The 16,248-nt window shown below is 72.2% G+C and carries 15 protein-coding genes and 2 pseudogenes; 9 read left to right on the forward strand and 8 right to left on the reverse strand.

All coding sequences use genetic code 11. The features are described 5' to 3' along the window. Positions 1-4: 4 nt before the first annotated feature. The gene (locus tag ACFYE1_RS09135; protein WP_387742040.1) at positions 5-1,447 is read right to left on the reverse strand and encodes a sodium/glutamate symporter; all 1,443 of its coding nucleotides are present in this window, start codon (positions 1,445-1,447) and stop codon (positions 5-7) included. Between the two features lie 193 nt (positions 1,448-1,640). On the opposite strand from ACFYE1_RS09135, the gene ACFYE1_RS09140 reads away from it, so the two are divergent. The 4 genes from ACFYE1_RS09140 (at position 1,641) to ACFYE1_RS09155 (ending at position 5,009) form a co-directional block, all read left to right on the forward strand. Next, complete coding sequence (locus ACFYE1_RS09140) at positions 1,641-2,666, forward strand: DUF368 domain-containing protein (protein WP_387742042.1); 1,026 nt, start codon at positions 1,641-1,643, stop codon at positions 2,664-2,666. Between the two features lie 77 nt (positions 2,667-2,743). Beyond that, positions 2,744-4,225 (forward strand): DUF1538 domain-containing protein, encoded by a 1,482-nt coding sequence (locus ACFYE1_RS09145; RefSeq protein WP_387742044.1) that lies wholly within the window; start codon positions 2,744-2,746, stop codon positions 4,223-4,225. After that, positions 4,222-4,575, forward strand: coding sequence for a P-II family nitrogen regulator (locus ACFYE1_RS09150; protein ID WP_387742045.1), 354 nt, complete (start codon positions 4,222-4,224; stop codon positions 4,573-4,575). Before ACFYE1_RS09145 ends, ACFYE1_RS09150 begins: the two co-directional genes overlap by 4 nt. 44 nt (positions 4,576-4,619) lie before the next feature. Beyond that, a complete protein-coding gene (locus tag ACFYE1_RS09155) occupies positions 4,620-5,009 on the forward strand; it encodes a CBS domain-containing protein (protein WP_387742047.1) in 390 nt (129 codons plus the stop codon). A 46-nt stretch (positions 5,010-5,055) separates the two neighbouring features. Here ACFYE1_RS09155 and ACFYE1_RS09160 read toward each other — a convergent pair whose 3' ends face one another. The 5 genes from ACFYE1_RS09160 to ACFYE1_RS09180 all read right to left on the reverse strand — a co-directional run bounded on the left by ACFYE1_RS09160 (position 5,056) and on the right by ACFYE1_RS09180 (position 9,588). Further along, on the reverse strand, positions 5,056-6,723 hold the full coding sequence (locus tag ACFYE1_RS09160; protein ID WP_387742048.1) for an AAA family ATPase: 1,668 nt from the start codon (positions 6,721-6,723) through the stop codon (positions 5,056-5,058). A 240-nt stretch (positions 6,724-6,963) separates the two neighbouring features. Beyond that, on the reverse strand, positions 6,964-7,152 hold the full coding sequence (locus tag ACFYE1_RS09165; protein WP_387742050.1) for a CsbD family protein: 189 nt from the start codon (positions 7,150-7,152) through the stop codon (positions 6,964-6,966). Positions 7,153-7,267: 115 nt separating this feature from the next. Continuing rightward, the gene (locus tag ACFYE1_RS09170; RefSeq protein ID WP_387742051.1) at positions 7,268-7,771 is read right to left on the reverse strand and encodes a hypothetical protein; all 504 of its coding nucleotides are present in this window, start codon (positions 7,769-7,771) and stop codon (positions 7,268-7,270) included. A gap of 74 nt (positions 7,772-7,845) precedes the next feature. Then, positions 7,846-8,820, reverse strand: a complete 975-nt coding sequence (locus ACFYE1_RS09175; protein ID WP_387742053.1) for a hypothetical protein — start codon at positions 8,818-8,820, stop codon at positions 7,846-7,848. A 162-nt stretch (positions 8,821-8,982) separates the two neighbouring features. Further along, positions 8,983-9,588, reverse strand: a complete 606-nt coding sequence (locus tag ACFYE1_RS09180; RefSeq protein WP_387742055.1) for a PadR family transcriptional regulator — start codon at positions 9,586-9,588, stop codon at positions 8,983-8,985. A gap of 175 nt (positions 9,589-9,763) precedes the next feature. Between ACFYE1_RS09180 and ACFYE1_RS09185 the strand changes: the two are divergent. The 3 genes and pseudogenes from ACFYE1_RS09185 (at position 9,764) to ACFYE1_RS09195 (ending at position 13,264) form a co-directional block, all read left to right on the forward strand. Beyond that, positions 9,764-10,880: pseudogene (locus ACFYE1_RS09185) on the forward strand (aromatic ring-hydroxylating dioxygenase subunit alpha). A 9-nt stretch (positions 10,881-10,889) separates the two neighbouring features. Continuing rightward, on the forward strand, positions 10,890-11,894 hold the full coding sequence (locus ACFYE1_RS09190; protein ID WP_387742057.1) for a PDR/VanB family oxidoreductase: 1,005 nt from the start codon (positions 10,890-10,892) through the stop codon (positions 11,892-11,894). An 11-nt stretch (positions 11,895-11,905) separates the two neighbouring features. Beyond that, positions 11,906-13,264 carry an MFS transporter gene (locus ACFYE1_RS09195; RefSeq protein ID WP_387742059.1) on the forward strand — a complete coding sequence of 453 codons (1,359 nt, stop codon included), beginning with the start codon at positions 11,906-11,908 and terminating at the stop codon, positions 13,262-13,264. A 12-nt stretch (positions 13,265-13,276) separates the two neighbouring features. Here ACFYE1_RS09195 and ACFYE1_RS09200 read toward each other — a convergent pair whose 3' ends face one another. Continuing rightward, a complete protein-coding gene (locus ACFYE1_RS09200; protein ID WP_387742061.1) occupies positions 13,277-14,173 on the reverse strand; it encodes a hypothetical protein in 897 nt (298 codons plus the stop codon). A gap of 63 nt (positions 14,174-14,236) precedes the next feature. Beyond that, positions 14,237-14,734, reverse strand: coding sequence for a DUF427 domain-containing protein (locus tag ACFYE1_RS09205; protein WP_387742063.1), 498 nt, complete (start codon positions 14,732-14,734; stop codon positions 14,237-14,239). Between the two features lie 146 nt (positions 14,735-14,880). Between ACFYE1_RS09205 and ACFYE1_RS09210 the strand changes: the two are divergent. Then, positions 14,881-15,935: pseudogene (locus ACFYE1_RS09210) on the forward strand (YeeE/YedE family protein). Between the two features lie 35 nt (positions 15,936-15,970). Next, complete coding sequence (locus ACFYE1_RS09215; RefSeq protein ID WP_387742065.1) at positions 15,971-16,198, forward strand: sulfurtransferase TusA family protein; 228 nt, start codon at positions 15,971-15,973, stop codon at positions 16,196-16,198. Positions 16,199-16,248: the final 50 nt, after the last annotated feature.

The following is a 16,248-nucleotide window of genomic DNA, read 5'->3' on the forward strand; positions in this document are numbered from 1 at the left end:
CCGGTCAGGCCTGCCGGGCGTGCACGGCGTCGGCCGAACCGGACGCCACGAGCCGGCGGCGGTAGGCCATGCCGCCGACCAGGGCCACCACGAACAGCACCGACATGCCGATGAACAGGGGCCACGGGCCGAACTGATAGATCAGCGGCACCGAGGCCGCGGTGATCAGCCCGCCGCCGAAGAACGGTTCGAAGAACAGCTGCTTGTACCCGAAGGCCTCCATCGCCGGGCTCTCGTCGTGCGGGTCCGCGATGCGCATGAGGATGAGGCCCGTGGCGGTCACGCCCATGGACTGGCCGAAGTCCGCGATGCCGCGCTCGAGCCAGTAGTCGGGGATGATCTTGGGCACGAAGAGGACCAGGAAGCCGGTGCAGAAGACGATGCCGGCCACGGACATGACCAGGAAGACTTCCCAGTTCGCGGCGATCGCGGTGAGGGACAGGGTCGCGATCGCGGCGAGGATCAGGAAGTCGAGGGCGAGGCCCTGGATGCGCAGCATCATCTGGTGGTCCAGCAGGTGGCCGATGCCCCGCCAGTCCATGACCAGCTGCACCACCACGCCGCCCAGCATGGCGAGCGGGAAGAGGGGCACGAACGCGAGCAGCTCCACGGTGTCCGCCCACAGGGCCTGCTCGATCCACTGCAGGGCCGTGAGCAGGAGGTAGCCGATGAGGATGGCGATGCCCACCACCGCCACGTGCAGGGTGAGCGGTTCGATCGAGGCCGGCCGCGAGGTCATCATGGCCGCAGGGATGTTCTCGTCCCGGCGGTAGAGGCCCTTCTGCTCCTCGACGGACTGCTCCACGTTGCCCTTGATCACCTTGGTCCGCCCGGTGCGCACGCCCCAGTTGATGACGGCGATCCCGATGACGATGCCACCCACCAGGCCGATCGTGGCCATGCCCAGGGCCAGGTCCGCGCCGTCCTCGAAGCCGAGCTCCTCCAGCACGGGGCGCATCCCGGCCGCGGTGCCGTGGCCCCCCTCGAAGCCGATCTCGATGAGGGCACCGGCCATGGGGGAGATCCCGAACAGGGGACCGAGAATCGCGATGACCAGCAGCAGCCCGATGACGTACTGGCCGGAGCCCAGGGCGAGGCCCACCGACAGCTGCGGGCCGGCGAGCCGGACGACGCGCCGGGGACCGGGGATGGTCGCCCCGAGGAAGAGCGTCGCGAAGACCACGCTGATGAGCAGGCTGGGGAGTGTGGCCCAGACCTCGAGGATCTCGGGGGTGAAGACGCCCCCGTCCGCGAGCCAGCCGACGCCGGCCGCCTCTCCGAGCCGGCCCAGGACCTGGGGGCCGACCAGCAGGGCGAGGAAGCCCGCGATGATGGAGCTGGGCAGGAAGATCTTCTGGATCCACCGCACCCGGACGCGCAACCACTTCCCCACGAGGAACAGCGCTGCCAGCAGGATCAGGGCGAAACCGACGTGGTTCGGGCTCATGGCGGGCTCCTGGGTCGAGGCTCGTGCGGTCGTGCCAGTCTATGCAGGAGTGGCCGGCGGCACACCGGGGACCGCCGGGACGGGCGCCCACCCCGGTACCCTGGCAGGCGTCCCCTCTCCGCGCGCTCTCTTCCGCCGGCTCTCTCCCACCCGCCTTCTCCCAATCGCCCTCTTCCACCGCCCAGGAGCACCTGTGACGCCCTCGTCGCCCCCGGACCGTCCCTCGACACCGCCCACCACCACGACCACCGCCACGACGACCGCCGGCGGGGAGGTCCGCCGCAGCATCCCGGGCAATTTGGTGCGCGGCGCGCTCATCGGCGTGGTCGAGACCGTCCCCGGGGTCAGCGGCGGCACCGTGGCCCTCGTGGTCGGCATCTACGACGAGCTCATCAACTCCGCCGGGCACGTGGTGTCCGCCGGCAAGCGGGCGCTGCTCGGGCCCCACCGCGCCGCCGGGGTGCGGCACCACCTGGGCCGGGTGCACTGGCGGATCGTGGTGCCCGTGGTGATCGGCATGGTCGCGGCCCTGCTCACCGTGGCCGGCCCCATGAGCCACCTCGTCGAGAACCACCCGGTCACCATGCGGGCGCTGTTCTTCGGCATGGTCCTGGCCTCCATCGGGGTGCCCCTGCGCCTGGCGGGCGGGGCGCTGCGGATCCGGGACGCGGCCGTGGTGGCGCTCGCGGCGGCGGTCGCGTTCGTGCTCGTGTCCATCCCGCCCACCACGGTGGCGCCCGCGCCGGTGCTCATCGTGCTCGCGGCCATGGTCGCGGTGTCCGCGCTGCTGCTGCCCGGGCTCTCGGGCTCCTTCCTGCTCCTGACGATCGGCCTCTACCAGCCGACGCTGCGGGCCGTCGACGAGCTCGACCTCGGCTACCTCTCCCTGTTCTTCCTCGGCGCCGCCCTCGGCATGGTGGTCATCGTCAAGGGTCTCCAGTGGCTCCTCGACCACCACCACCGCGTCACCATGCTGGCGCTCACCGGGCTCATGCTCGGCGCCCTGCGCACCCTCTGGCCCTGGCAGCTCGAGGACCGCACGCTGCTCTCCCCCGAGGGGGACTGGTGGGTCCAGCTGCTCGTGGCCGCCGCCGGCTGTGTCGTCGTCCTCGCCCTGCTGGCCGTCGACACCCGCACCCGGGCGCGGACCGGGCACGGCTCCCAGGAGGAGCTCGCCGGCGTCGAGTCCGGCGACGAGGCCGCGGACGGCGCCCGGTAGACGGTCCCCGGCCGGCCGCGACAGACTGGAAGGAGACACCCCGTCCGCGGATCCCCCGGAGGAGGCCGGCAGCGCACATGGAGCACCTCACGCACTTCTCCCAGGAGTTCCTGAAGGCCCTGCGGAGTCTGCTGCCCATCGTGGTAGTGGTCGTGGTGTTCCAGCTGGCCGTGTTCCGGGAAGTCCCGGACCAGCCCCTGCAGCTCGTCGCCGGGCTGCTGGTCGTGGGCGTCGGCATCGCCCTGTTCCTGCACGGCCTCGACCTCAGCGTGTTCCCGGTCGGCAAGAACCTGGCCAACCAGTTCGCCCGCCGCGGCGCCCTGGGGCTGCTGCTCCCGTTCGGCTTCGCCATCGGCTTCGCCGCCGTGGTCGCCGAGCCCGCGCTGATCGCCGTGGCCGAGCAGGCCGAGTTCGTGAGCGAGGGACGGATCAGCGCCCTGACGCTGCGCCTCGTCATCGCCGTGTCCGTGGGCGCGGTGCTCGTCCTCGGGGTCCTGCGCATCCTCCGGGGCTGGGCGGTGCAGAAGCTGCTGATCCCCGGCTACGCGCTCGTGCTCGTCGCCACCTACGTCGCCCCTCCAGAGATCGTGGGCCTCGCCTACGACTCCGGAGGCGTCACCACGAACATCGTGACCGTGCCCCTCATCGCCGCCATCGGCATCGGTCTGGCCAACTCGATCCGGGGCCGCAGCGCGCTCGCGGACGGCTTCGGCCTCGTGGCCCTGTGCGTCATGGTGCCCATGATCGGCGTGCAGCTGTACGGCATCTGGGTCTACACCTTCGGCGACGCCGCGGCCGTCAGCCCCGCCGAGTCCGGGAGCGCCCCGGTGCACTGGGCCCTGGAGCACGTCCTGGGGCTCGCAGAGATGCTCCGGGACGTCCTGCCCATGGTGCTCGTGGTCCTGTTCTTCCAGTACGTCGCGCTGCGGCGCAGCCTGTCCCACCCGCTGCGCGTCGCCGTGGGCTTCATGATGGTCCTCGTGGGACTCTACGCGTTCGTCGTCGGGCTCAAGATGGGGCTGTTCCCCATCGGGACGATCATGGCGGAGCAGCTGATCGAACGCGGAGCGCCCGCCCTCATCCTGCTCTTCGCCCTGCTCATCGGGTTCGCCACGACCATGGCCGAACCGGCCCTCGTGGCCATCGGCGAGCAGGCCGAGGCGGCCTCGCCGGGCAGGATCAGCGGTTCCGCCATCCGGCTCGTCGTGGCTGTCGGCGTGGCGGTCGGCATCACCCTGGGCGTGTACCGCATCCTCGTGGGAGCACCGCTGCACTACGTGATCATGGCGGCCTACGCCGTCGTCATCGTCCTGGTCCTGCTCGCGCCGAAGTACATCGTGGCCCTCGCCTTCGACCTCGGGGGCGTCACCACCTCGGAGGTCACCGTTCCCCTCGTCACCGCCCTCGGCATCGGGCTCGCCGGCGCGATCGAGGGCCGGGACGTGCTGATCGACGGCTTCGGCCTGATCGCCTTCGCCTCCATCTTCCCGATCGTCTCGGTGCTCGGGTACGCCATGATCCTGGAGAGGATCCCCCGCCTGCAGAAGGAGCCGACATGAAGTTCACCGCCGTGGTCGTGATCGCCCCCGACGAGCTCGAGGACACCTGCATCGAGCAGGCCCAGCGCGCCGGGGCCACGGGCGTGACCATCCTCCCGGGCAAGGGCATCGGGGGTGAGACCAAGCGGACGTTCTTCGGCCTGATGTTCGAGGGCTCCCAGACCGTGCTCCTGATGGTCGTGGGCACGCACCTGGCCACCCCCATCCTCAAGGTGATGCACGACATCCTGATCGACGACGACGGCGGCTCCCGCGGCATCGCCTTCAGCGTCCCCATCGACCACCTCACCGGCATCGACATGCAGCAGGTCGCCCGGTTCGAGGAGCACATGCGCCGCGAGGGCGCCTGACCCGACCCGTCCGAGCCCCGTTCGAGACCTCCAGGAGGATCGCTGTGCTGACCGTCAAGGACGTCATGGTGCGTGACGTCATCACCATCTCCCCCTACAGCACCCTGCGGGAAGCGCTGTCGGCCATGAGCAGCCACCGGATCAAGAGCCTGGTGGTGGAACCGCAGCACCCCCACGACGGCTACGGGCTGCTCAGCTACAGCGAGCTGCTGCAGGCCATCGTGGCGGAGGAGGGGGACGTGGACCTCCTCAACGTCTACGACGCCGCGGTCAAGCCGGTGGTCACCGTCGGCGAGGACCTGTCCGTGAACCAGGCCGCGGCGCTGATGACCCGCTTCCGCCTCAACCGCCTGGTGGTGGTCCAGGGCAACGAGCTCATCGGGCTGCTCGCGATGAACGACATCCTGGCGCGGATGATCAGCGACCTCGCCTGACCGGCTGCCCCCGGTGGGGCGGCCGGCGGGTCGGGGCGGCCCCGGGTCATCCCGCGGGCGGGCGCCACGCCTCGCCCGCGTCGAGCGCGGCCAGCAGGTGCGGACCGGCGGCCTCCTCGACGACCTCCCGGGGTCCGACGACGACGAGCAGCGACCTCGCGCGCGACATGCCCACGTAGACCATGTGCTGCGCCCGCGTCATGTCCTGGAACCCGTTCACCGCCAGGACCACGGCCGAGCGCTCGAGGCCCTTGAAGCCCAGGACGTGCCCGTAGAACACGTCCTCCTCCGCGAAGTGCCCGTCCCAATAGGCCCCGAAGCCCTCCGTGTCCACGATCTCCCGCTGCACCGGATGACGCCTGCCGGTGGTCAGCAGGGCGATCCGGCCCGGGTCCCACCCCTCGTCCTGGAGGGCCACCACGGCGTCGTCGGCGATCTCCAGGACCGCCCCGGGCTCGACGTCGACGAAGCGCACCGCCGGTCCCTCCTCGTTCCGGCACCGCTGGGGTTCCCACGCGAGCGGGGCGAAGGCCCGTGCGATGGTGGAGGTGTTGCGCAGGTTGTCGTCCAGCGGGAACGGGTTGAGGTCGATCGGGGCGTGCCCGTCCCGGTCGAAGATGCGCTGGTGCTCGTCGGTGAAGACGAACAGCACGCCCTGGCCGGGGTCCTTGAGGCACTGGACGAGCGCCTCCCACCACGGCTCCCCGAAGTCCTGGGCCTCGTCCACGACGATTGCGTCGAACCGGCCCTCGTCCGGACGGTCGGCGGCCAGCTCCCGCAGCCGCTGGGGGAGCCGGTGCTCCCAGTAGTCGGGATCGTCGTCCTCGCCGGGCTCCGCGCCCCACTCGACGGGCAGCCGGTGGAACAGCCCGATGTACGCCGGGCGCTCCTCCTCCGGCCACGCCCGGGACATCAGCTCGAAGTACCGCGCGAGCCCCCGGGAGTAGCACACGAGCGCCGTGCGGTGCCCGTCGCGGGTCAGCCGGCGGGCCTTGAGCATGGCCAGGTGGGTCTTGCCGGACCCGGCGCCTCCGGTGATCTGCGCGCGGTGCTGCCGGCGCAGCACGGACAGGATGCGCTCCTGCTCCCGGGTGAGCTGGTTGCCGGAGTCCTCGAGCTCCCGGGCGAGGTCCTGCACGTTGCGCAGGGACAGGTGGGTGCGGCGCAGGTTCTTGACGACCAGCTCCACGGTGGTCGCGTCCGGTGGGCGGTAGGCCTGCGTGCTGCGGCGCAGCACCTGGTTCAGCCGTCCGGCGATGCCGTCCAGGTCGGTGCAGTCGAACAGCCGGTCCCGCGGGGCGTCGGGGACGTCCCAGTCCTGCGGCAGGCGGGTGTAGGGCAGGGCCGCGAAGAACGTGGTCTGTCCGCTCCCGCGGGACAGCCGCGGTGCGAGGTAGTCCAGGAGGGCGTGCATCCCGGACCGGGCCTGCTCCAGCGGTGACCGCTTCAGCCGGTGCGCCCCACCCCGGCCGGACTGGTGCCACTGTCCGTCCCGGACCGAGATCTCCCCGCCCTTCACCTCGATCACCGCGTTGCCCACGCCGGGCCACAGCACGAGGAGGTCCAGCTCCGCCTCGACCTCGTCCCCGGTGACGCGCTGCCCCGAGATCAGCACCGCGTCCTCCGGGAGCTGCGCCCGCAGAGCCTCCCAGACACACTGCTCCGCCCCGAAGCCGGGCGGGAACTCCGGGGACTCCGGGAAGGTCTGCGGCATGGCCTCAGGCTACCCACGATGTGCCATCGCAAGCGGGACGTGGAGCGCCGACGCGCGACGAGGCGCGATCCGCGGTCCGCACGCGCCGGCGGGTCGCCCAGTGCCGTTCCGAGCGGCGCCTGCCGACAGGAGGCGGCTCCTCGCCCGGGACAGGACGGGGCAGGGCGGGCACAGCGGAGGGCCCCGGTGTCGACTGCGACACCGGGGCCCTCCGTGTGGTTCGACGGCTGAACCGTGCTGCTACATTCCGTCCTTGAAGTTCTTGCCCGCGTCCTTGACGTTCTCGCCGGCCTGCTTGGCGCCGCCGGACATCTTGTCCGCTTGGCCCTCGGCCTGGAGGTCGCGGTTGTCGGTGGCGTCGCCGACCTTTTCCTTCGCGGTGCCGCCCGCCTTCTCCGCGGCGTTGCTGATCTTGTCTCCGAGTCCCATGGGCTCTCCCTCCGGTCGGTGAACAGGTGCTACCAGCCTAGACCCCTCAGCATGCTGAGAGAACAGGCGGAGCGTGCCGTGACCGTCCATTCCCCCCAGGGCGAACAGTGCGTGCTCAGCGTTCCGGGACGTCGAGCCCGGCCGCGGTCAGGCGTTCCCGCAGCCAGACCGGGATCTTGCGGTCCATCCTCCGGTAGTGCCCGAGGTGTCTCCGCCAGTCCTCCGCGGCGACCGGGTGCGGGGCGTGCGCCGGGAGCACGGGGTCGTCGTCGTAGTTCAGCACGAGCTCCACGCCGGGGCGCTGCCAGCGCCGCTCGGCCACGGTGACGATCAGCGTGGCGGAGAGCCAGGACCCGTCGACGAGATCGGCGTAGTCCTCCTGGAGGGCCCGGGCCAGCCGCCGCGGGGCGTTGCGCAGGCCACCGACGTCCACGGGGCCGCGGGTCGTGCGGTCACCGCGGACCTCCCGCACCTGCAGGCGCAGGTCCCGGCCCACGCTCAGGACGTCCAGCACGAGCGCGTCCCATCCCGGCTCGGCCCCGTGGGCGCGGACGAGCCACCGGGCCAGCCGGTCGATGGTCCTGCGCTGCCGGGGGCTCTGGAGTCTGTCGGTCCGCACGGCCACACGCTAGCAAGCGCCGGGGCGGGCCGCTCGGGCTCCTCCTCGGCAGGGAGGCGCCACGGGCCGAGGGCTCACTGGTAGGAGACGAACCAGGGCTGCGGCTCGATCGCGGACGTCTCCTCCGGCGTGAAGGTGGGTGTGTCCTCGTCGTAGAAGTTCTTCCACGCCATCCGCATCCCCTCCGGCAGTCCCTGCTGCAGCCGCTCCCACGTCCCCATCTTCAGCTCCGGGGTGCCGTGGCCGTCGGCGTGCAGGACCAGCGCGAGCTCCGGGCGGGAGGCGTCCACGAGATGGCGGTTCGTGATCATCGACTCCGCGAACTGGTGCAGGAGCACCACCTTCTGCGGCAGGTCGTTCTCCCGGGTCAGGTCGGCCAGCCACGCCGTGGTCGCGTTGATCTCCGCGGCGTCCACCGAGCCGATCTGCGCCATGTGCATCTGGCCGGGGGCGAGCCGCCACTCCGGGTCCAGGGCCAGCCCGACGTTGGGCAGGCGCAGCAGCTCCTCGTACTGCTGAGCCTGGCTCAGGAAGTCCTGGTGGCCCGGCTGGAGGTCGAGCACCACGTAGACGTCGTCCTCCACCGCGGCCTCGACGTAGGGTCGCAGGTCCTCCACGGTCGACTCCCGCGAGTAGTCCCCGTCCTCGCCGGGCTCCGCGGACGCTGTGGTCGCGATGATCTCGAACGCAGGGACCACCGGCACATCGCTGAAGGGCTCGTACTGGGCGGCGAGCTCCTTGGCGCGGGTGACCGACTCCTGCGGGCCCTGTTCGCCGAGCACCCCGAGGCCGGGCGTTCCCGGGTGGCCGTAGAGCGCCACCATCCGGCGGTCGGGGAACACCTCGGTGCCCCCGCCGACCAGCTCGGCGGGCGCCTCGGGCGTGGGGGTCGGGGACGGGGTGGGTGACGAGGACGGGGTGGCCGACGACGACGCGCTCGTCGCCGGTGTCGCCGCAGAACCGGGACTGGAGCCCTGGGTGCAGCCGGTCAGGAGGAGCGCGGCGCACAGGGCCGGGGCGAGGAGGGGGAACAACGGCGAGCGGGTCATGGTCCGTCCTGGGGCCGGGAGCAGGGGGGTGTGTCCAGCCTACGCACCGGCCGGTGCGCCCGGCCGGAACGAGGCCGGGAACGCGGCCGGACGCGGCGCCGGGTGCGTCATGGAGGGACTCGGACGGTCCGGGGAGCGGTGCGCCGGACCGCCTGCCGGGCCTCAGCCGGTGCCGGGCCCGCCGGGCTCGCCCAGCTCCTCGAGCAGCCGCAGGCCGCGCTCGGCCCAGGCGATCTCCTGGTCGGCGCGGGCCACCTGGCCCTCGTAGGCGAAGATCTTGAACCGGGTGATCCGCTCCCACTGGTCCTCGGGGTTGGCCGCCAGCCGGCGGGCGAGCGTGGGGTTCGTGCGGTCCTGGAGCGCCCTGATCTGCTGGAGGGCCTGCGCGCGCTGGTCCCGGTAGTGCTCGATGTGGGCGCGCAGCTGCGCTGCGGCGGCCCCGGGGGAGGCCCACTCGAAATAGGCGGCCCGGAGGTGGGCGGGGTCCCGCTCCCGGACGTAGCCGAGCGGCTGGTCCTGCCACTGCCGCAGGGCGCGCTCGCCCTCGGGCGTGATCGAGTACTCCGTCTTGGTGGCCCCGCGCGAGCCCCAGGGGACGGGCCGGCTCGTGAGCAGCCCCTCCGCGTGCATCTTGCGCAGCTCCGGATAGATCTGCGAGTCCGGCGCGTGCCAGACGTGGCCCACGGAGGTGCTGAACTGCTTGACCACGTCGTAGCCCGTCAGCGGCCCCGAGGAGAGCAGTGCCAGCAGGGCCGAGCGGAGGCTCACGGGCGGTTCCTTCCGTCGAAGCAGGGATCGTCCTGCTGAGCCTAGCCGGGAGGCGGCTCGGTGACCCTTGTCACTCACTATGGAGATAGGTATTGTATGTCCTGCGCCACCGACTGTCTGTCGACACCGTGGGTGGAGCGTGCTCTCCCCGGACCGCCCAGCAGAGGACCGCACCATGACCGTCTCCGCCACGAGGACCACCAGCACCGCCAAGCTCCTGTCCCACCCGCTCAACGCCTGGTACGCCGCCGGGTGGGACCACGAGATCACCGGCAAGGGCATCCTCTCCCGCACCGTCGCCGGCCGTCCGCTGGCTCTGTACCGCACCGGGGACGGCCGCCCCGTGGCCCTGGCGGACGCCTGCTGGCACCGGCTCGCCCCCCCTGTCCCAGGGCAAGCTCGTGGGCCGCGACGAGATCCAGTGCCCGTACCACGGCCTGCGCTACAACGCCGCGGGGCGGTGCACCTCGATGCCCGCCCAGGAGACGCTGAACCCCTCCGCCACCGTGCCGTCCTATCCGGTGCTGGAGCGCCACCGCTACGTGTGGGTCTGGCTCGGCGACCCCACGCAGGCGGACCCCGCCCTGCTGCCCGACATGCACCAGATGGACTGCACGGAGTGGGCCGGCGACGGCGAGACCATCCACGCGCCCTGCAACTACCAGCTGGTCCTCGACAACCTCATGGACCTCACGCACGAGGAGTTCGTGCACTCCTCGTCCATCGGCCAGGAGGAGCTGTCCGAGTCCGAGTTCGAGACCACCCACGACGAGCACTCCGTCACCGTGAGCCGCTGGATGCGCAACATCGACGCCCCGCCCTTCTGGCTCAAGAACATGCGGGACAGGTTCCCGGGCTTCGAGGGCAAGGTGGATCGCTGGCAGATCATCCACTACACCTTCCCCTCCACCATCTGCATCGACGTCGGCGTCGCCGAGGCCGGCACCGGGGCGCCCGAGGGGGACCGCTCCCGCGGGGTCAACGGCTACGTGATGAACACGATCACCCCGGAGACGGACCGCTCCTGCCACTACTTCTGGGCCTTCATGCGCAACTACCGCTTGGAGAGCCAGCTCATCACCACGCAGCTGCGCAACGGGGTGCACGGGGTGTTCGGTGAGGACGAGGCCATGCTGCAGGCCCAGCAGGCGGCCATCGACGCCAACCCCGAGCACGAGTTCTACAACCTCAACATCGACATGGGCGGGATGTGGGTGCGCCGGCTCCTCGAGCGGGCCCTCGAGGCGGAGGGCCGCCTCGCCGCCGCCCCGACCGCCCCCGCCGGGGCCTGAGGAGCGACCGTGGCCGATTCCCAGCACGAGGTCTGGCAGAACGCCGCAGTCGTCGCCGTCGAGGACGTCGCCGCCGGCATCCGGCGCGTCGTCCTGCGCCCCGACCGACCCCGCCCGGTGCGCCCGGGCGAGCACGTGGACGTCCGTGTCCTCGTCCACGGTGAGCAGCAGGTGCGCTCCTACTCCGTGGTCGACGCCGCCGCCGACGGCGCCCAGCTGGCCCTCAGCGTCTTCCGCACCCCCACCTCCCGCGGCGGCTCCGTGTTCATGCACGGACTCGAGCCCGGGCAGGTCCTCGAGATCACCCAGCCGCTGCAGAACTTCCCGCTGCGCGTCGGGGCGCCCTCCTACGTCCTGCTGGCCGGCGGCATCGGGATCACGGCGATCGCCGGAACGGCCGCGCTGCTGCGCCGGCTCGGTGCGGACTACCGCCTCGTCTACGTCGCCCGCTCCCGCGCCGCGATGGCCTACCTGGAGGACCTGACCGCCCTGCACGGGGACCGGCTCGAGGCGCACGTCGACGACGAGGGCGACTCGCTCGACGTCCCGGCCCTCGTGGCCGGCGTGCCGGAGAGCGCCGAGCTCTACATGTGCGGCCCCATCCGGCTCATGGACGCGGTGCGCCGCGCGTGGGCCGAGCGGGAGCTGGACCCCACCAACCTGCGCTACGAGACCTTCGGCAACAGCGGCTGGTTCGAGGCCGAGCCGTTCGTGGTCCGCGTCCCGCGGCTGGGGGCCGAGACCGTCGTCGGCCCCGACGAGTCCCTGCTCGAGGCCCTCGAGCGGGAGGGCCTCGACATGATGTCCGACTGCCGGAAGGGCGAGTGCGGGCTCTGCCAGGTCAAGGTCCTCGGCCTGGCCGGGCGGATCGACCACCGCGACGTGTTCTACTCGGACCGGCAGAAGCAGGCCGGCACGTCCATGTGCTGCTGCGTCTCGCGGGTGGTCTCCGCCGCGCCGGAGACCGTTCCCGGCGGGCGCCCGGCCGCCGTCCTCACGATCGACGTTCCCTGAGAGGCAGCCCCGTGGACATCCGGCACCAGATCGACGCATCCAGGATGTCGTCGTACCAGTGGCTCATCATCGCGGTGACCACGTTCCTCAACGCCCTCGACGGCTACGACGTCCTCGCCATGGCGTTCACGGCCACGTCCGTGACCGAGGAGTTCGGGCTCTCCGGCTCCCAGCTGGGCTGGCTGCTCAGCGCCGGGCTCATCGGCATGGCCGCGGGCTCCCTCGTCCTCGGGCCCTTCGCGGACCGGTACGGCCGGCGGAAGATCCTCGTCCTGGCCCTCGCCGTCAACGCCCTCGGCCTGTTCCTGTCCACCACGGCCGGGTCCGTGCTCGAGCTGGGGCTGTGGCGGGTCGTCACCGGTCTCGGCGTGGGCGGCATCCTCGCCTCCGCCACCGTGATCACCAGCGAGTTCGCCAGCGCCCGCCGCCGTGGCATGGCCGTCAGCATCTTCACCGCGGGCTACGGTGTGGGCGCCACCCTCGGCGGCATGGGGGCCACCCAGCTGATCCCCGCCTTCGGCTGGCGCTCCGTGTTCCTCACCGGTGGCCTGCTCACCCTCGTGGCGATCGCGCTCGTGCTGGCCGTGCTGCCCGAGTCCGTCGACTACCTCCGCACCCGGCGGCCGGCGGGCGCCGTGCAGAAGCTCGACCGCATCGCCCGGCGTCTCCGCCTCGAGGGCGAGGTCGAGCTCGGCCCGGTCCCGGCCGGCGCCGGCACGCAGCGGAGCAGCGTCGGCACGCTGCTCAGCGGCCGCTACCGCACCGCGACCCTCCTGCTGTGGGCGGCCTTCTTCGTCATCATGTTCGGCTTCTACTTCGCCAACTCCTGGACGCCCCGGCTCCTCGTGGAGACCGGGATGACCGAGCAGCAGGGCATCATCGGCGGGCTCATGCTCACGATGGGCGGCACCTTCGGGTCCCTGCTCTACGGGGCGCTGACCACCAAGTGGGACGAGCGGCTGACCCTGATGGCCTTCACGGTGCTCTCCGCCGTGACCCTCGTGCTGTTCATCACCACCACGTCGGTGCCCCTCCTGGCGTTCTCGAGCGGCGTGGTGGTCGGCATGCTCATCAACGGCTGCATCGCCGGCCTGTACACCGTGGCGCCCATGACCTACGAACCCGGCATCCGCACCACCGGCGTGGGCTGGGGCATCGGGGTCGGACGGGCCGGAGCGATCCTGGCCCCGATCGCGGTCGGCGCGCTGCTGGACACCGGCTGGACCCCCACGCAGCTCTACCTCGGCGTGGCAGCGGTCGTCGCCCTCGCCGCCCTGGCCCTCATCCGGCTGCGACCCTACGAGGAGGCGGCCGGTCCGGCCGGCGCGCGACCCGGGCGGCGGCACACCCCGTCCTCCTCGGCCGGCTGACGGGGACCACGGTCAGTACCCCGCGAGGTCCGTGCAGTCCTCCTCGTGGGGCAGGAGCGGACGGAGGGCGACCGACCAGCGCCTGTCGTCCTCGGACACCCACGGTGTCTGCGCGTCGGCCGCCCCCGCGGCGTCCAGGACGGCCCGGGCCTGCTCGCCGGTGGCGAGCACGCAGCTCAGCCCCAGGCGCGGCTCGAGCGGCTCCCCGGGCAGCGGCGGCCCCGGCCACGGCACCGGGCGGGGCTCGGGGTCGTTCCCCGGGTCCCGCCACTCGGTGACCACGCCGGCGACCGCCTCCGGGACGTAGATCTCCTGCTCGCCGACGGCGTCGTCGGGCAGCACCGAGGCGGGGTCGCCCAGCACCTCGACCAGTGCCTGCAGCTCGGCCCGTGCGGCCAGCTGGTCGGCGGTCAGGCCGCTGTCCGGGCCGGGCGGCACCCCGTCGTCGTCGTCCGGGCCGCCGCCCGGCCCGGCCGGCGTCTCGGCGCCCAGGGCGTACACCTCCCGCACGTAGGTCTCCTCCGGCGTCCGCACGGTGAAACGGGTCGAGGGCAGGTCGGCCACCGGCGGCCGGCCGAGGTCCGTGGTCTCGCCGGCCCCCGCCCGGAGCGCGCGCTCCACCAGCACCGGCACGGCGTCCTCGTCGACGTGCTGCACCTGCAGGACGGGAAGCGCAGGGGGCGGGAAGACCTGGATCTGCGGCGCCTGGGTGATGACCCGGCCGTCGGCGTGGACGCTGACCAGCGGCAGCCGGGAGGCCAGCAGCTCCGGGGGAGGAAGCCTCCGGTGTGGGCCACCTCGATCACCGGTTCGGCCGCCGGTTCCTCCGCGGGGACCGGCGGCGCGCTCGGGGACGCCGCCGCCCCCGGGGACGCGGGGGCGGCCCCGGCGGGATCCCGCGGCGCGCACGCGGTGGCCAGGAGCAGGGCGCTCAGCACGAGCGCGGTCCGTGCGGCGCGGGACATCGCGGCCTCACCAGCCCCGGCTGCCGGGAGCGCCCTTGAACGGGCCGACCACCCGCGAGGTGATCCAGCCCCCGTAGAACCCGCCCTCCTGCGGGAGCACCTGCTCCCCGGCGACGAGGCACCGGTCCATCGGCCCGGGCATCAGGGCCACGTGCCCGCGCAGGGACTCGAAGCCCGGCGCGGGGGAGGGATAGGTCCAGGCCGCCCGGCAGACGGTGCGGTCCCCGCCCCGGACGTCGAAGTACGCCGCCGCGCCCTTCCACTCGCACCACGAGCTCCCCTCGCACGGGAGCAGGCTGCCCTCCGCGAAGGCCTCGCGGGGCAGGTAGTAGGTCGGCGGGTGGCTGGTCTCGAGCACCCGCAGCGCGGCCGCGGTGGAGGCGATGCGCTCGCCGCCCAGCCACACCTCCACGGGCTCCGGGGTGGGCTCGGCCCGGGGCGGACGCGGATAGTCCCACACGGACTCCTGGCCGGGCCCCGGGGTGCGGGGCCGAGGTCTGCTCATCTGCGCTCCGTCCGGACGTCCGCCCGTCCGCGCCGGTCGGTCGGCGAGGCCACGGGACGTCACAATGTGGTGCGTGCTGCATCACTATGCTAAGGCGCATGACGGGGTCGTGGAAATGTTTGCCCCGGAAATAACCTGGTTCGCAGGTGCTCATCTCAGGTCTTCTCATCGGCGCCGCCCTCGGATTCGTCCTCCAGCGCGGCCGTTTCTGCGTCACCGGCGCGTTCCGCGACGTCTGGATCGCCAAGAACACGTGGTGGCTGTCCGCCTTCTTCGTGGCCATCGCCGTGCAGGCGGTCGGCATCTGGGTGCTGAACGCTCTCGGCGTGATCACCCTCGAGGCCTCGGCCTTCCCCTGGCTGGCGACGATCATCGGCGGCTTCGTCTTCGGCTTCGGCATCGTCCTCGCCGGCGGCTGCGCCACCGGCACCTACTACCGCGCCTCCGAGGGCCTCGTCGGCTCCTGGTTCGCGCTGATCTTCTACGCGCTCTTCGCGGCCATCTCCAAGTACGGCCCGCTGGCCGGCGCCACCGAGGCCGTGCGCGGCGTCACGGTCGGGTCCCAGGGCTCGATCCACGAGACCCTCGGCGTCTCCCCGTGGGTGCTCGTGCTCGCCCTGGTCGGCGTCGCCGGCGTGTGGGCCCATCATCACCTCACCAAGCCGCGGATGAAGGTCGCCACGCTCCCCCGGAAAGAACGGGACTCGGCCACCTGCTGTTCGAGAAGGCATGGAACCCGTTCGCGACCGCCGTGGTGATCGGCATCATCGCCATCATCGCCTGGCCCGCCAGCTGGGCCGCCGGCCGCGAGTCCGGCCTCGGCATCACCACCCCGTCCGCCAACATCGCGAGCTACCTGACCACGGGCGACGTCGAGCTCGTCGACTGGGGCGTGTTCCTGGTCCTCGGCATCCTCATCGGCTCGTTCATCGCGGCCAAGGGCTCGGACGAGTTCAAGCTCCGCGTCCCGGACGCGCAGACGATCGTCCGCTCCATCGGCGGCGGCGCCTTCATGGGCGTCGGCGCGGCGTGGGCCGGGGGCTGCACCATCGGCAACGCCCTGGTCGCCACCGCCGCGTTCGAGTGGCAGGGCTGGGTCAGCTTCGCCGTCATGATCCTCGGCACCGGCGCGGCCGCCAAGCTCTTCATCGCCCCCCGCAAGAAGTCCGCCGCCCCGGGCCGCGTCCCGGCCGGCGTCTGATCCCCACCGACCCCCAGTTCCAGGAGGCACCACTCATGGCACAGCACGTCCTCGAGACCGACGGTCTCGTCTGCCCGTTCCCCGTGGTCGAGGCGAAGGCCGCGATAGCCGAGATGCCTGCCGGCGACGAGCTCGTCATCAACTTCGACTGCACGCAGGGCACCGAGGTCATCCCGCGCTGGGCGGCCGAGAACGGCTACCCCGTGACGGAGTTCAGCAAGCGCGGTGCGGCCGAGTGGTCGATCACCGTGCAGAAGGCCTGATCACTGGGCAGCACCCACGCAGCGGCGGACCCCCGCGGCCGAGCATCCTC

This window comes from Kocuria nitroreducens (genome assembly GCF_042879195.1).
Lineage (GTDB): Bacteria > Actinomycetota > Actinomycetes > Actinomycetales > Micrococcaceae > Kocuria > Kocuria nitroreducens.

Bases quoted from the DNA above. Each gene is read 5' to 3' on its own strand.
- ACFYE1_RS09135 (WP_387742040.1), bottom strand. From the start codon at position 1,447: ATGAGCCCGAACCACGTCGGTTTCGCCCTGATCCTGCTGGCAGCGCTG.
- ACFYE1_RS09145 (WP_387742044.1), top strand. From the start codon at position 2,744: ATGGAGCACCTCACGCACTTCTCCCAGGAGTTCCTGAAGGCCCTGCGG.
- ACFYE1_RS09150 (WP_387742045.1), top strand. From the start codon at position 4,222: ATGAAGTTCACCGCCGTGGTCGTGATCGCCCCCGACGAGCTCGAGGAC.
- ACFYE1_RS09160 (WP_387742048.1), bottom strand. From the start codon at position 6,723: ATGCCGCAGACCTTCCCGGAGTCCCCGGAGTTCCCGCCCGGCTTCGGG.
- ACFYE1_RS09165 (WP_387742050.1), bottom strand. From the start codon at position 7,152: ATGGGACTCGGAGACAAGATCAGCAACGCCGCGGAGAAGGCGGGCGGC.
- ACFYE1_RS09175 (WP_387742053.1), bottom strand. From the start codon at position 8,820: ATGACCCGCTCGCCGTTGTTCCCCCTCCTCGCCCCGGCCCTGTGCGCC.
- ACFYE1_RS09205 (WP_387742063.1), bottom strand. From the start codon at position 14,734: ATGAGCAGACCTCGGCCCCGCACCCCGGGGCCCGGCCAGGAGTCCGTG.
- ACFYE1_RS09215 (WP_387742065.1), top strand. From the start codon at position 15,971: ATGGCACAGCACGTCCTCGAGACCGACGGTCTCGTCTGCCCGTTCCCC.